We start from the raw sequence: 16,288 nt of genomic DNA, 5'->3' as shown, positions 1-16,288 counted from the left end.
CGCACCGTCACACCTGCTTGTAGCCGAACTTGCCGCCGTCTCCTCCGGACGCCACACCATCCCGAAGACGATGCGGCCATCCCTGCCCCGTTCCGTGGGAACGGACATTTCCCCGCCCTGAAGGGACCAGGCACCCTCGCCCGGCAAGAGAGAGGTGGTCAGGCCCGGGTTTCGGACACGGCGGCTCGGGCTTAGGTGTGGCGCAGGGCGAACCACAGGTTCATGCGGACGTCCGGGTCGTCCAGGTCGGCGTCCAGCAGGGCCGCGCACCGGGCGATCCGCTGCCGCACGGTGTTGCGGTGCACGGACAGGGCCACCGCGGTGCGGTCCCAACTGCCGTGCAGGGACAGCCAGGTGCGCAGGGTGTCGGTGAGCGCGGGCGTGCCCGCCAACGGGGCGAGCAGCATGCGGGCGTGGGCCCGGGCGTCCGCCGCGGGGACCAGGTCGTCCAGCGCGGGGCGGGCGCCGTGCACGACGAGCGGGACCCGGGTGGCACGGGCGCGGGCCAGCGCGCGGGCCGCCTGGGTGTCGGCCGCCGGCCAGTCGTACGGGGCGACGGCGGCGCTGACCCCCAGGGTCCAGCCCGGCTGCGCCTCCGGCTCCCGTCCGTCCGGCACGAGCACCCGCACGACCCCGTCCGCCGGATCCACCAGCGCCGACCCGAGCGCCGCGCCGAGCGCGGAGGCCGCCAGGGCGTCCGGGGGCCGTATCTCGGGGGGCCGTATCTCCGGAGATACGGCCCCCGGGGACCGGGTCTCCGGGGACCGGGTCTTGAGGGGCTGTACTTCCGGGGGCTGTACTTCCGAGGGGCGTACGGTCCGGTGCGCGTGCACGACCCGCCACGGTTCGCCGCCGAGCAACGGCGCCACCTCCTCGGGCGCGCTTCCCAGCAGCAGCCGTACGAGCGCGGCGGAGCGGGCCGCGCCGGTGCCGCTCTGCTGCTCACCGGTCAGCAGGGAGAGCAGCACCGCGGCCACGGACGCGATGGTGTGGTCCCCGGAGTCCCGCGACGGGGCCGCGACACCCAGCACGAACCCGTGCCCGGCCCCCAGCGCGTAGGCGGCCAGCCGGACCCCGGCGACCGTGTCCGTGGCGGAGGCGGGCGAGGGGCGGGACCGAGCCTGCCCGGCCGGGGAGGGCGGGCGTACCACCTCGGCCAGTTTCGCCAGGGCCGTGTCGGTCTCCTCGCCCAGGGCGCGGCCCGCGGCGGCGATCTCCGTGCCCTCCGGGCCGAAGAGGACCGCCCGGCCGTCCAGGTGCCGGGAGAGGCGGTGCAGGACCGAGGGGACCGGGTCCGGGCGGGCGGCGGCCGAGGCGAGACCGCGGTGGGCCTCCGTCACGCGGCGCAGCTCCGCCAGCCGGGCCTGCGCCATCAGCTGCCACACCGCGCGGGCCACCCCGGAGAACGTGGTCCGCGGCGGCACCTCCAGCAGCGGCAGCCCCTGGAGGTCGCAGGCCGCGACCAGTGCCTCGGGCAGGGTGTCGTGCACCGGGGCCAGACCGAAACCGAGCGCCGCGCCGCCCGCCGCCACGATCCGGGACACATAGGCGTCGAAGTACCCCGGGCCCGCCCCGTCCGGGATGTGCACCCCCGCCGACAGCAGCAGCTCACCGCCCAGCAGATACGGGTACGGGTCGGCCATCTCCGAGGTGTGCGCCCAGCGCACGACGACACCGGGGTCCGACGGGCCGGCGACCCGGCGCAGGCCCAGGTCCTCCCGTGCCAGGAGCGCGTCCAGGGACACCGGAGGCGTGGGGGGAACCGTGGGGTCCGGCATGGTGGACGTTTCCTCCATGTTGATCGTTCGAAGTGGATGAAACGTACACTTTGCAGCCGCTTTCCGGCCACCTAACGTCGCCGACAGTGCGACCGGGAACCAGGTCCCCGGCGCCGGTAAAGTCATGCGGCAGGCAGTGCATACGCGGCGAAGCGTAGGAAAGAAGGCAGTACCCATGAGCAGCAACGAGACGCCCCGCGGGCCCGTCGACTCCTCCCGCGTCCCCCGGTACGCGGGCCCCGCGACCTTCGCCCGACTGCCCCGCCTCGACGAGGTCGGCCGCACGGACATCGCCGTGGTGGGCGTGCCGTTCGACTCGGGCGTCTCCTACCGGCCGGGCGCCCGCTTCGGCGGCAACGCCATCCGTGAGGCGTCCCGGCTGCTGCGCCCCTACAACCCGGCGCAGGACGCCTCCCCCTTCGCCCTCGCCCAGGTCGCGGACGGCGGCGACATCGCCGTCAACCCGTTCGACATCAACGAGGCCGTCGAGACCGTCGAGGCCGCCGCCGACGACCTGCTCGGCACCGGCGCCCGCCTGATGACCCTCGGCGGCGACCACACCATCGCCCTGCCGCTGCTCCGCTCGGTCGCGAAGAAGCACGGCCCGGTCGCACTGCTCCACTTCGACGCCCACCTGGACACCTGGGACACCTACTTCGGCGCCGAGTACACGCACGGCACCCCGTTCCGCCGGGCCGTGGAGGAGGGCATCCTCGACACCTCCGCCCTCTCCCACGTCGGCATCCGCGGTCCGCTCTACGGCAGGCAGGACCTCACCGACGACGAGAAGATGGGCTTCGGCATCGTCACCTCGGCGGACGTCTACCGCCGGGGCGCCGACGAGGTCGCCGACCAGCTGAGGCAGCGCATCGGCGACCGCCCGCTGTACATCTCCATCGACATCGACTGCCTGGACCCGGCGCACGCCCCCGGCACCGGAACCCCCGAGGCCGGCGGCCTGACCTCCCGCGAACTCCTCGAGATCCTGCGCGGGCTGGCCTCCTGCAACCTGGTCTCGGCGGACCTTGTCGAGGTGGCCCCCGCGTACGATCACGCGGAGATCACCTCGATCGCCGCCTCCCACACGGCGTACGAGCTGACCACGATCATGTCCCGCCAGATCGCAGCGGCCCGTAAGGAGAACGAGGGCAAGTGACCCACGACCACGACCTGGTGCTCCGCCCGACCCCGGCCCAGACGGAGGCCGCGCTGAACCCGCCTCCCGGCCGCACCGGCGGGGACCTGGTCGTGGAGACCCTGGCCGGCCTCGGCGCGACCACCGTCTTCGGGCTGCCCGGCCAGCACGCGCTCGGCATGTTCGACGCCCTGCGCCGCTCGGGCCTCAGGTACGTCGGCCTGCGGGTGGAGAACAACGCCGCCTTCGCGGCGGACGCGTACGGCCGCGTCACCGGTGAGGCGGCCCCGCTGCTGCTGTCGACCGGGCCGGGCGCGCTGACCGCGCTGCCCGCGCTCCAGGAGGCCGCCGCCGCGTCCGCCCCCGTCCTGGCGATCGGCAGCCAGGTGCCGACGGCGGGGCTGGGCGGCGGCCGGCACGGCTATCTGCACGAACTGCCCGACCAGGCGGCCTCGTTCCGGGGCGTGGTCAAGTCCGTCCATACCGTGCGCGCCGCCTCCCAGATCCCGTCGGCGATCACGGCGGCCTGGCAGTCGGCGCTGACGGTGCCGCACGGTCCCGTGTGGGTGGAGATCCCGCAGGACGTGCTGGACGCCCCGACGGCCCTGCCGGTCGTGACGGCCATGGACGCCACCCCCGACGAACTGCCCCCGCGCCCCGAACTGACCGCGCTCGCCGCCCACCTGCTTTCGCACGCGGAGCGCCCGGCGATCATCGCGGGCGGGGGAGTGATCCGCTCCGACGCCTCGGGCAAGCTGCGGCAGCTCGCCGAGCTGATCCAGGCACCGGTCGTGACGACGCCCGGCGGCAAGGGGGCCTTCCCCTGGACGCATCCGCTGTCGTTGCGGTCCTGGCTGGAGGACCGGCACACGACGGACTTCCTCGAGGACGCCGACGTACTCCTGGTCGTGGGCTCGGGACTGGGCGAACTCTCCTCGAACTACCACACGTTCACACCGCGCGGCCGGATCGTCCAGATCGAGGCCGACCTCGGCAAGCTGGAGTCCAACCACCCGGCACTCGGCATCCACGCGGACGCGCGCCTCGCACTCCAGGCCCTGCTGGAGACGGCGGAGCCACGCGAGGACACGACGGCACCGGAACGCGTCCGCACCCTGCTGTCGAAGGTCGCCGAACGCATCGCCGCCCAGGACCTCACCCTGGAACAGGAGGTGCTGGCGTCCGTCCGCCGCGCCCTGCCCGACGACGCGCCGTCCTTCTGGGACATGACGATCCTGGCCTACTGGGCCTGGTCCGCCTTCGACGCCAAGGGCCCCAACCAGCTGCACTCCGCCCAGGGCGCCGGCGGCCTCGGCTACGGCCTCCCGGCCGCCCTCGGCGCGGCGGTCGCCGACCCCACCCGCCCGGTCCTCGCGGTCTCCGGGGACGGCGGCGCCCTGTACTCCGTCGCCGAACTGGCCACCGCCCGTCAGCACCACCTCGACGTCACCTGGCTCATCGTCGACGACGGCGGCTACGGCATCCTGCGCCAGTACATGACCGACGCCTACGGCGAACCCACGGCCACCGACCTGACCGGCCCGGACTTCGTCACCCTCGCCGAATCCTTCGGCGTCCCGGCGGTACGCACCACCCCCGATACGCTGGAACGCGACCTGGCGGCGGCCCTGACCACCCCGGGCCCGTCCGTGGTCGTCCTTCCCGCGGTCCTGCGGATGTTCGCACCGACGCACCTGAATTGAGCGGCTGCCGACCGAACTCCCTGTTAAACTGTGCTAGTTGGCCTCCGGCGCCCAGCGGGCACGCTCGGAGGCTTTTTTCATGCCTTCCGACGACGCCTCCGCGCCCCCTTCCGCGTCCGCTTCCCCACCCACCGTGCCTCCCGCCACCGGCTACCGTGCTCTGCTCCGCAACCGTGAGTTCGCCGGCCTGTACGCCGGCCTCACACTGACGGTCGCCGCGAGCACCCTGTCGGGCTTCGCGCTCGGCACGCTGGTCAACGACCGGACCCGGTCCCCGTTCCTGACGGCCGTGAGCATGTACGGCGCCACGTTCGCGACCGTGCTCGGCGCGCTGACACTGATGTCGGTCGCGGACGGGAAACGCCCTCGCCGCATCCTGGTCATGCTCCAGTGCGTCTCCCTGGCAGGCGTGGCCGCGCAGGCGATTCCGGGGCTGCCCCTGGCCGCCCGGTTCGGACTCCTCCTGGTACTGGGGTTCTTCCAGTCCCTCGGCACCGGAGCGCGGATGGGGCTGCTCGCCGAAGTCGTGCCGGCCTCCGCGTACGCGCTCGCCCGGTCGCTGATGAACATCACCTCGGGCGGCACGGCCGTCCTCGGCTTCGCCGTAGGCGCCCTGCTGCTGCGGTATCTGAGCCCGTACGAGGTCTTCGTCGTCGCCGCCGTCCTGACCGGACTCGGGCTGGTCGCCGTGGCGACGACCGTCCGGGAGTACTCGACCCGCCCGGCCGACCCGGGCCGTCCCGGCGCCCGCTCCGGCGCCCGTCCCGGACCGCGTTCCGGACCGAGTTCAGGACTGCGCCGGACCTGGGCGACCAACGCCGAGCTCTTCTCCCACCCCGGCAGGCGCGCGCTGCTGCTGAACCTGTGGGTTCCCAACGGCCTGATCGTCGGCTGCGAGGCGCTGTTCATCTCCTATGACCCGGAGCACGCCGGCGTCCTCCTGGCCGCCGGCTCGGCCGGCATGCTCCTCGGAGACCTGACCGTCGGGCGACTGCTCACCGCCGACCGGCGACGCCGCTGCGCGTTCGCCCTGCGGCTGCTGCTCGCCGTGCCGTACCTGCTGTTCGCCGCGAGCCCGCCCACTTGGGTGGCGGCGGTCGCGGTGTTCGTGGCCAGTGCGGGGTTCGCCGCCACCCTGCCGCTCCAGGAACAGCTTCTCGCGCTGACCCCGGACCCGGTCCGCGGCCAGGTCCAGGGTGTGGAGTCCGCCGGCCGGATGACCTGGCAGGGCATCGGCGCCGCGATCGCCGGCGGCATCGCCCTGTACCTCGGCCCCGGCCCCACGATCACCGCCCTGGCCACCCTCTCCGTCGCCGTCACCGTCCTCTCCCGCCCCTTCGTGCTCCGCGCCCGATCGCCCCAGGTCACAGGGCCGGTTGGTTCGGAGAGGGCTTAGCACTCCAGCCGGACTTCAGTGGCCTGGCGGTGGGGAGTGTGGCGGGGACGTGACATGCGGGGCGGTCTGGGGCCGGCCATCCCACCAGCGGGTAGCCCGCGCCGCATGCAATGACAAGGTCGGGCACGTACCTGGTGGCGGCGTCGCCATCGGGACCAGTGCACGGCGTAGTCGCGGCCTGCAGGATGGCGGCGAGGTTCAGCTGCCGGCAGACCACTGATGTCGGCTGGTGTCAGGTCCACGAGGTCGAGTGTGTCGGCCTGGCCACCCCTTTTTCGCTCTCCTGCACGGCCATCACCGCAAGGAAGGGGTGGGCGAGCACGATATGCCGCTACATCGGCTGGTGCCGGCACATCATCCTGGCCATGTTCGCCCGTGCCGGCCTGGCCGTACTCGCCGCCCAGGCCGGCGGCGAGGCCGCAAAAGGGGCCGCAGAAACGAATCAGCCTCCGTCCCGCTCACCGTGGCAGAGATCCGGCGCCTCCTGGATACTTCTCCCGCCCCGCCCGCGAGTCGACCACAAGCCCGTCACCCACGCGCTGAACCGGTCTGCCTGGAGAAGAAACCACCAGGTCATCGCCGCCGCTGCCACTATCGAAAACGCAGCTCAGGACACGAACCGCTGATGGGGTACTAAACGTATTCGGGTGGGCGCCTTGAGTGATAAAGATCATGGTCTTGATCTGATGGAGCAAGATCCTTTTGCCTCCCGCTTGCCGCCTTTGCTCTCTTTTCGCTCCGGCTAGCTTCATGAACACGTCACAGATGTGGCGTATTCGTGAAGTGGAAAAAACCGGAGAATCTGGATGATTCGCAACCATGCGCACCATCGACGCAGACGCCCTTGGTCCAGGGCGAGCACGTGCTTGATAGTGGGGAGCTTGTCCCTGGCCCTTTCCGTCGCGCTCCTTGACGGAACGCACTCCACGGCCCTCGCCGCACCGCAGAATCCCAAGAAGCCGAAGAGTGCGGCAGCCACTCAGGCCGCGGACCTCCCGTCGGCGCGCGTCGCGGCCCGGTTGTCGGGCAAGCGCGTGGAGGCGCTCTCGGAACGTACCGAGACCTCGACGACCTGGGTGAACAAGGACGGCTCCCTCACCACGGAACTCACCGCCGGGCCCGTTCGGTTCACGGACGAGGCCACCGGGCGGTGGCGCGAGGTGGACCTGGATCTCGTCCGGGGCGACGACGGGGCGGTCGAGCCCGTAGCGCACCCGGGTGGGCTGCGCCTGGCCGGGAGGTCCGGGACCCCGGCGAAGTCGCTGAAGGCCGCTCAGCAGGCCAAGGCCACCGACCTGGTGACCCTGGGTGAGGGTGATCAGCAGATCACCCTGCAGTGGAAGGGTGGTCTGCCCGAGCCGAAGCTGGACGGCACCCGGGCGGAGTACGTCAACGCCGTGCCGGGCGCGGACGTGGTCGTGGAGGCCACCCGGACCGGCTTCGAGCAGTACGTCGAACTCAAGCAGCGCCCCGAAACCGGTGACTACTCCTACACGCTGCCGCTGAAGGCCAAGGGCCTGAAGGCGAAGCAACTCGCCGACGGCAGTGTGTTGTTCACCGACAAGAAGAACAAGAAGCGGGCGGTGATGCCCGCACCGGTGATGTGGGACTCCACCGTCGACCAGCGCTCCGGCGAGCACACCCGCAAGGCCCGGGTCGGCATGAAGGTGGTGCAGAAGGGCGCCTCCGTCGACCTGGTGATCACCCCGGACGCGGACTTCCTCACTGACTCGGCCACCAAGTACCCGGTCACCATCGACCCGTCCACCTCCTCGCTGGGCAATGTCTTCGACACCTACGTGCAGCAGGGCGAGACCGTCGACTGGTCCACCGACGTGGAGCTGGACTTCGGCAACCCGGGCACCAAGAACGCCGACGGCACTCCGCGTACCGCACAGTCCTTCATCACCTGGAACACCACGCCGGTCCAGGACGCCCTCGTCCTGGACGCCAAGCTGAGCCTGTGGAACTTCCACTCCGGCAACAACGCCGACTGCAAGGCCTACCCGTGGGAGGTGTGGTCCTCGCCCGCGGCGTCCACCTCCAGCCGGTGGACCAACCGGCCGGTCATGACGGCGAAGAAGGCCACCTCCACCGAGACCCGCGGCAACACCTCGTGCACCAGCCAGCCCGACGGCTGGATCAACGCCGACGTGACCACGCTGGCGCAGGAGTGGGCCTCGGCCAAGGCCACCCGCGGCCACATGGGCATCCGCGCCACCGACGAGTCGGTCGTGGCGCAGTGGAAGCGCGTCAACTCCGCCAACGCGGCCACGAACCCGCCGAAGCTGGTGGTCACCTACAACTACCGGCCGCGCACCGGCACCAAGCAGGAAGCCGGCCCGCCGTACTTCTCCTATTCCGGCGCCTACACGGTGAACACTCTCACCCCGACCCTGCGGGACACCTTCGTCGACGCCGACGGCGACAAGGTCAACGGCACCTTCCAGATCTTCGACAACGCCACCGACACCCAGGTCGGCAACGTCCTCGTCTCGAAGTACGTGCCCTCCGGGCAGGTCGCCTCCGTCACCGTCCCCTCCGGGGTGCTCGCGGACGGCAAGACGTACAAGTTCCGCACCTCCCCCTATGACGGTGCGCACTACAACAACGGCTGGTCGGCGTGGAAGACCTTCACCGTCGATGCCAAGGCGCCGTCCGCGCCGACGAAGATCGTCTCCACGGACTATCCGTCGGACAAGTGGGTCAAGGGCACTGGGCAGGCCGGCACGTTCACCGTCACCCCGCCCGCCGGCGGTGACCACCACTGGCTGGAGTGGTCGCTGGACGGTGTGACCTGGACCAAGGTCTCCACCGGCGGCGCGAGCACGGCCAAGGCCCTGTCGATCACCCCGCCCAAGGACGGCACCCACACCCTGCAGGTGCAGGCCGTCGACAAGGCCGACAACAAGTCGGAGGCCATCGACTACATCTTCCATGCCGGACCCGGCGGGTTCATCCAGCCCGGCGAGGGTGAGCGCACCGCGCGCCGCCTACCCCTGGTCGCTGAGGCCGATGCCGACAAGTACGACAAGGTCTCCTTCTCCTGGCGCCGCTCCGAGGCCGACCCGTGGGTGCGGATTCCCGCCGGCCACGTGGCCTCCGGCGGCACCCCGCTGACTGCCTGGCCGGTCCCGATGACTGGCGGCAGGAACGCGCCGCTGGTCTGGAACGCCACCGACACCGTCGACCCCGACGGTTCGGTACAGCTCAAGGCCGACTTCACCGGCCCCAGCTCCGCCACCGGATCCACCGAACCGCTGACCGTCGTCGTGGACCGCAACGCCGACGGAGCATCCGCGACCGAGATCGGCCCGGGCATGGTGAATCCAATCACCGGTGACTACGAACTCTCAGGCACTGACGCCTCGGCTCTGGGCATGTCGGTGTCCCGGACCTCCTCTTCCCGCGTCCCGGACAAGGGGGCGAAGCAGGACGGACAGATCCCCATCTTCGGTAAGGAGTGGGTCAGCGGCGTGGCTGCGGAGGTTGGCGAGTCCGACTACTCCCACCTGCGCAGCACCTCGGCCACGGCTGTTGTGCTCGTGGGATCCGAAGGCACTGAGCAGCACTTCACCGCCAACGCGGCGAAGACCGGCTGGATACCCGAGCCCGGGTTGGAGCATCTGACTCTCCAAGGCAGCGTCACGAGTTCGTTCACCCTTGCTGACAACGACGGCACAGTGACGACGTTCAAGAAGGCTGACGCGGCTGCAACTGCCTGGCAGGTCTCCAGCATTCTTCGCGACGGCCTGACCAACTCCACGACCACCGTGGTCTCCGAGACGGTGACCGTCGACAGCAAGAAGCTGGCCCGCCCCAAGCGGATCATTGCCCCGACCTCGGCGGCCAACGCGGCTGCCTGCGAAACCGCCCCCGCCACCAAGGGGTGCCGGGTCATGGAGTTCGTCTACGCCACATCCACCACCGCCACCGGCGACATCCTCGGTGACTACGCGGGCCAGGTGAAGGAGATCCGGTTGTGGTCCACTGCCCCGGGCGCGGCGAACGCCGTCTCCAGCGCGGTGCAGACCTACGCCTACGACGCCACCGGCCGAATGCGCCAGACGTGGAACCCGCAGATCAGCCCCGCGCTGAAGGCCCAGTACGAGTACGACGCAGACGGTCGGGTCACCAAGCTCACCCCGCCTGGTGAGCTGCCGTGGACGTTCAGCTACGGCAATGCCGGGGCCGGTACGGTCTCGGGTGATGGGATGCTGTTGAAGGCGTCCCGGCAAGGTCTCAAGGCCGGTACCGTCAATGAGGTTGAAGGCAGCGCCGTCACTTCTATCGTCTACGGTGTTCCATTGACCGGCAACCAGGCCCCGCACGCCATGGGAGTGGCAAACGTGAAGGGTTGGGGTCAACTGGATGCCCCGACCGACGCGACGGCCATCTTCCCGGCGGACGTGATTCCGGCTTCACACGCGGGCACCAGCCTGGCAGCCGGTGACTACCGCAGAGCCTCGGTGAGCTACTTCAACGCCTCCGGTCAGCAGGTGAACACCATTGACCCGGGCAAGAACATCACCACCACGGAGTACGACCGGTTCGGCAACGTTCTCCGGGAGCTGTCGGCCGGCAACCGGGCTGTTGCTCTGGGGATCACCGCCGGTGACCGGGCCGTCCAGGCCGACCTGGGCATCGCCCAACTCACCGGTGCCGAGCGCGCCGATCTGCTCGCCACCCGGTCCGTCTACAACGCGACCGGCACCCGAAAGGTGGAGGAATTCGGCCCGCTGCGCCGCGTCGACCTGACCGCCGATTTGAAGTCCGGCGCCACCACCCTGGTGTCCTCCGGCACCCCGGTGACCGCGCGCACCTGGACGGTCAACGAGTACGACGCAGGGCGCCCGACCGACGGCACCGCCACGGTCAAGGACCAGATCACCAAGGTCATCATGGGTGCCCAGGTGCGTGAGCACCCCACCGCCCACGGCGAGATCCGGGCGGTGCAGACCGTCTACGACTGGGTCAAGGGGCTACCGACGAAGACGGTCAAGGACCCCGGAAGCCTGGCGATCACAGAGACCACTGAGTACGACGCCCAGGGCCGCGTTACCAAGCAGCTCCTGCCCGGAGCGACCGGCACCGACGCCGCGACCCGAGTCACCACCTACTGGTCCGCGACGGGTACCGGCGCCTGCGCCGGGCGTCCGGAGTGGGCCGATCTGGTCTGCTCGGTCGGTCCCGGTGGTACGGTCACCGGCGGCGGGAGCAACCCGACGCAGCTGCCGACCATCACCACCGAGTACACGCAGTGGGGCGATTCCGCCAAGGTCACCGAGACCGCTAACGGAGCCACCCGCACCACATCCGTCTCGTACGACGCGGCGGGCCGCCCCACCACGATGAAGATCACCGGTGGGGTCGGGCAGGCGGTGCCCGAGTCCACCACCGAGTACGACCCGGACACCGGGAGCGCCGTCAGAACCGTCTCCCCGACCGGCGGAACGATCACCCGGCAGCTGGACCGACTTGGCCGGTTGATCTCATACACGGATGCCGACGGCGGGAAGACCACTACCGAGTACGACCTGCTCGACCGCCCGGTCAAGGTCACCGACACCGTCCCCTCCACCGTCACCTACACCTACGACCACACGGCCGAACCCCGGGGCCTGGCCACCAGGACCACCGACTCCGTCGCCGGCGCCTTCTCCGCCACCTACAACGCGGACGGCTCGGTAGCCACCGAGAAGCTGCCCGGTGGCTACACCCTCACAGTCACCGAGGACAGCACCGGAACGACCACGGATCGTACCTATACCCGTGACAGCGACGGCACGATCGTCTACTCAGACACGGTGACCGAGTCCGTCCACGGGCAGAACACCACGCACGCGGGTTGGTCCGACCAGGCTTACCGCTACGACGCCGTCGGCCGGCTGACCACCGTCGAGGACACCTTTGAAACGGTGTGCGCACGCCGCGCCTACACCTTCGACGCGCGCACCAACCGCAAGTCGCTCACCACGACGACAGCCGCACCCGGACTCGACTGCGCCACCACCGGAGGCACCACTACCAGCCACACCTATGACAGCGCCGACCGCATCGTCGACTCCGGCTACACCTACGACGCATTCGGCCGCACCACCGCCGCGCCAGGCAACGGCACCATGAGTTACTACGCCAACGACCTCGTCCGCCAGCAGACCGCGAACGGCAAGCGCCAGACCTGGAACCTGGATGCCGCACTGCGCTTCCGCTCCTGGACGGCCGAGACCGGCAGTGGCACCACCTGGACCCAGACCGCGTCTAGGCGCAACCACTATGACGGTGACGGCGACAGTCCCCGCTGGATCGTCGAGGACACCGCCACCGGGGTGCTGACCCGCAATGTTCAGTCCCTGTCCGGGGGGCTGGCTGCCGTGACCGGCAGGACCGGGAACACCGTGCTCCAGTTGACCACCGTCCATGGAGGCGTCGCACTGCTGCTTCCGTTGACCGCTGGCGATGCGCCGACGGCCCTGGACGCGGACGAGTACGGGAACACGCGGTCGGAGGGGACAGCTGTCCGGTACGGATGGCTTGGTTCCCACCAACGATCCGCCGAGACGCCCACCGGTCTCACCCTCATGGGAGTGCGTCTTTACAACTCGCAGACGGGCCGGTTCCTTTCCGCCGACCCTGTCTACGGAGGTAACGACAACGCCTACGAGTACGCGAGCGCCGACCCCGTCAACCGATACGATCTGGACGGCCGGTACAGCTGGAACAAGACCAGGTACTACGCCTGGGGCCGTCTCGTGATCAACGCGTGGACCACGCGGAACTGGGGCATCACAACTTTCAAATCGAATGTGTACTTCCACTTCAACAGAAGTCACACAGCCAAGATCGGGAGAAGCGCCCACTACTTCTACGGTTTCGTCTGGGGCGCCGTCATGTTGATGGGGCCGTTCGGTGTGGGCTTCGGCCTCGCCGCCGGGGCCTACTCGGGATGGGTGCAGAAGACCGCCGCCAAGGCCAACTACCACAAGCGCTGCCTGACGGTAGGGTTTGCCGCGCGAGCCATCCCGCCTTTCGGAGCCATCGGAGGGGTGTGGCACTGGACCCGAAGGTGCTGACAGACCGGTGATTGCCGGACAGATACGCCGGTGAAGCATCGGGAAACGTAGAGCGAGGACGGGGGCTGTGAAGGAAGCCCCCGCCCTCGCCCACCATCGCATGGACTCAGGGAAGTGGACTTTGTACTGGCTTTACCTATCCGCCATGACCTTGGTGGTACCAATCGGATTGGCCATGATCCTCGGCTGGGTCCCCCCCTGGGACCGGAAGCGCGCTGATGGAGTCCGGTTGCGTGGCTGGGGTTTTCTTGCCGTCTACGCCGCCGGATTGGTTTTCGTCGTGCCGTTGGCGATCGGAGCGACCGGAGATTCAGCCGGGATCAGGAATGTCATAGGAATCGGACTTCTCCTGACGTCCGTGGGGCTGAACATCGCCGCCTCTGTGAAGGCCCGACGCGATGCGCCTCTCACAGGTGGTTCGTAGGAGCAATCTCCGTCGGCAGGATCATTGAGCTTCTTCGAGTTGGCCACCGATCCGGTGATGGGCCGTGAAGCGCAACGAGCGAGGCCCCCGGGCTGTTGATCGAGATGTCTGACGTCTCAATCACATTGCTCGGGGGCCTCGTTGGTCAGCCATCCTGCCGTACTCGACCTGCCGCATGCACTCGTGGAGTGGGTCACCATGCTGATCATCACCCGTGAGGGCGACCGGCGATGCAAGCTCCGCCCGTCTCAGCGCGCGATGGTGGCACTGGTGTACCTGCGCGACGCACCACTCTGGCGAAGATCGCCGCCGGGTTCGGGATCAGCGAGTCCACCGCCCATGCTTATACCAGCGCAGTCGTCGACCTGCTCGCCGAACGTGCACCGGGTCTGCTGAAGAAGCTGCGCGAGCACGAACCCGACTTCGTCCTGCTCGACGGCACCCTCGCCGAGTGCGACCGGGTCGGCGACGGCCGGGTCGACTACTCCCACAAACACCGGCGCCACGGCGTGAACGTGCAGGTCGTCACCGACCCCGAAGGCCGACTGCTGTGGCTCTCGCCCGCCCTGCCGGGCCGCACCCACGACCTGACCTCCCCCAGCCCGCACCCACCGGATCATCCGGATCTGCGAGCGCCAGGGCGTTCCCATCTTGGCCGATCTCGCCTATCAAGGCGCCGGCCCGTGGCTGACCACCGGCATCAAGCGCAGGCCTCTGCGGGAACTCACCCCCACCGAAAAGACCCTCAACCAGGCACTGGCCGCAGCGCGAGCGCCCGTCGAACGCGGCGTCGCGAACCTGAAGTCCTGGCGAATCTTCCGCAGGTCCCGATGCAGCCCCAACCGCATGACGTCAATCGCCAAGGCCATCCTCACCCTGGAGCGTCAACGCTGAAGAAGCTCATTGACCCCGATTCGTCAGCCATGACGTTGCTCGGGTGAGGTGATCAGTTCACCCCGGTTTGTCCTCGTGGTGAGGTTCGGGGACGTCGCGTGTCGCTGCGGGGTGCGCTGGACCGTGAACGAGTACGACGCCAGTCGGCCCACCAACGGCACGGCCAAGGTCAAGGACCAGGTCACCAGGACCACCACCGGGGCCCAGGTCACCGAGCACCCCTCGGTGCTCGGTGACCTGCGTGCCACGCAGATGGTCTATGACTGGGCTAAGGACCTGCCGACGAAGACGGTCAAGGACCCCGGTGGTCTCGCCATCACCGAGACCACGGAGCACGACGCCCAGGGGCGGGTCACCAAGCAACTCCTGCCCGGCGCGACCGGCACGGACGCCGCGACCCGGGGGACCACCTACTGGTTCGCCGCCGCCGCCGCCGCCGCCACCGGCACCGGCACCGCCGCCGCCACCGGCACCGGCACCGGTACCTGCCAACGACGTCGCCCACCAGCAGACCGCCAACGGCAAGCGCCAAACCTGGCAACTTGACGCCAACCTGCGCTTCCGTTCCTGGAAGACCGAAACCGGCAGCGGCTCCACCTGGACCCAGACCGGCTCCAAGGTCAACCACTACGACAGCGACGACGACAGCCCCCGCTGGATAACCGAAGAGGCAGCCACCGGCGTATTGACGCGCAATGTCACCGGCCTCGACGGCCGGCTGACTGCCACCACCGCCAAGGCTGGTGGAACAGTCCTCCAACTCACCAACATCCGTGGAGACGTCAGTCTCCTGCTCTCTCTGGACACCAGCGAGGCGCCCACGGCCCTGGACGTCGATGAGTACGGAAACTCCAGGGGTGGTCAGTCCGAAGCCCGTTATGGCTGGCTCGGCGGTTATCAGCGCTCCAGTGAGAGCGTCACGGGGCTGACTCTGATGGGCGTCCGGCTGTACGACCCCGCCAAGGGGAGATTCCTGTCCGTCGACCCCGTGGCGGGTGGCAGCTGCAACAGCTACGACTACGTGTGCGGCGACCCGGTCAACATGCTCGACCTCGACGGACGCATGACCGCCCTGGCACTCGTCGGCGCAGCGGGGCTAGGCGTGAGCGCTGGAACGGTGCTCGCCATCATCGGTGTCGGAGCCGTCATCGGCATCGCCGCCCTCATCTGGCTGAAGGGTAAGGCCTGGGCCGTCAAGCAAGTCAAAATCCTGTGGGCGAAGGCGTCAAAGAAGTCCGGGAAGGAAAGAGCCACCGACGCCCCGAGCTTCGTCAGGGGAAAGAGTAAAATCCCGGGAAAGTCGGCAGAGCAATCTGCGATAGAATACTTTAAGAAGGAGTTCCGTCGGCCCCCTACGAAGCGGGAGATGGGTGCAGGTGGGCCCATTAGTAAGGCGAAGAAATACTTCGACCGGAAGTAGCGGGTACTTGTAAGCTTTCGGGGGGTGCGGTCGCGCACCCCCCGAAAGCTTACCTACGAAAGAAAGCGTGCATGATGACTGAACGTCACTCCCAGCCCGAGGTTTTCGTCTTGTGGCATGCCCGCCATCTTGCCGTAGAGGAGGACGGGGAGGCGATCCATCGAGATCTGGACGGCGGCATACATCTGGACGAGGAGGAGTGGCGAATTCTCGGTATCTACAGCGATAGGGAGATGGCCGGGGCGCGGGGTCAGGGTGCGAAGCAGTTGCCGGGGTTCCGTGATGAGCCGGATTGTTTCTGCATTTCACCCCTCATGCTTGATGAGGACCTGTGGACCGACGGATATTTTACGGAGTATCCAGAAGGAATTCAGGAGGACTGACTTCCTCATTCATTCGGTGAGCAAAAAGGGGTCTTCGAGCTTGACGGGGGTACGGCTGGCTCTATGCGCGACCGTCGGACTG

The 16,288-nt window shown here is 69.0% G+C and carries 6 protein-coding genes and 2 pseudogenes; 7 read left to right on the top strand and 1 reads right to left on the bottom strand.

Annotated elements, in window-relative coordinates:
* Positions 1-191: 191 nt before the first annotated feature.
* Positions 192-1,778, bottom strand: coding sequence for a PucR family transcriptional regulator (locus tag V4Y04_RS13040; RefSeq protein WP_332427871.1), 1,587 nt, complete (start codon positions 1,776-1,778; stop codon positions 192-194).
* Positions 1,779-1,953: 175 nt separating this feature from the next.
* Here V4Y04_RS13040 and speB point away from each other — a divergent pair, with 175 nt between their 5' ends.
* From speB to V4Y04_RS13005, 7 genes and pseudogenes are all read left to right on the top strand, one after another.
* Positions 1,954-2,934 carry an agmatinase gene (gene speB, locus V4Y04_RS13035; RefSeq protein ID WP_332427870.1) on the top strand — a complete coding sequence of 327 codons (981 nt, stop codon included), beginning with the start codon at positions 1,954-1,956 and terminating at the stop codon, positions 2,932-2,934.
* A complete protein-coding gene (locus tag V4Y04_RS13030) occupies positions 2,931-4,616 on the top strand; it encodes a thiamine pyrophosphate-binding protein (RefSeq protein WP_332427869.1) in 1,686 nt (561 codons plus the stop codon). The genes speB and V4Y04_RS13030 overlap by 4 nt, the downstream gene beginning before the upstream one ends.
* A 79-nt stretch (positions 4,617-4,695) precedes the next feature.
* On the top strand, positions 4,696-6,012 hold the full coding sequence (locus V4Y04_RS13025) for an MFS transporter (RefSeq protein ID WP_332427868.1): 1,317 nt from the start codon (positions 4,696-4,698) through the stop codon (positions 6,010-6,012).
* Between the two features lie 806 nt (positions 6,013-6,818).
* Positions 6,819-13,085: a DNRLRE domain-containing protein gene (locus V4Y04_RS13020; RefSeq protein ID WP_443080007.1), complete on the top strand. Its 6,267-nt coding sequence runs from the start codon at positions 6,819-6,821 to the stop codon at positions 13,083-13,085.
* A gap of 565 nt (positions 13,086-13,650) precedes the next feature.
* A pseudogene (locus V4Y04_RS13015) lies at positions 13,651-14,403 on the top strand (transposase family protein).
* 117 nt (positions 14,404-14,520) lie between these two features.
* A pseudogene (locus V4Y04_RS13010) lies at positions 14,521-15,466 on the top strand (RHS repeat-associated core domain-containing protein); the annotation flags it as partial.
* 428 nt (positions 15,467-15,894) lie between these two features.
* Positions 15,895-16,206, top strand: coding sequence for a hypothetical protein (locus V4Y04_RS13005; protein WP_332427866.1), 312 nt, complete (start codon positions 15,895-15,897; stop codon positions 16,204-16,206).
* The last annotated feature ends 82 nt before the right edge of the window (positions 16,207-16,288 follow it).

It is taken from the genome of Streptomyces sp. P9-A2 (assembly GCF_036634175.1).
GTDB classification, from domain to species: Bacteria; Actinomycetota; Actinomycetes; order Streptomycetales; family Streptomycetaceae; genus Streptomyces; species Streptomyces pratens.
The sequence above is the reverse complement of the archived record's forward strand: the minus strand, read 5'-3'. Positions and strand labels throughout refer to the sequence as shown.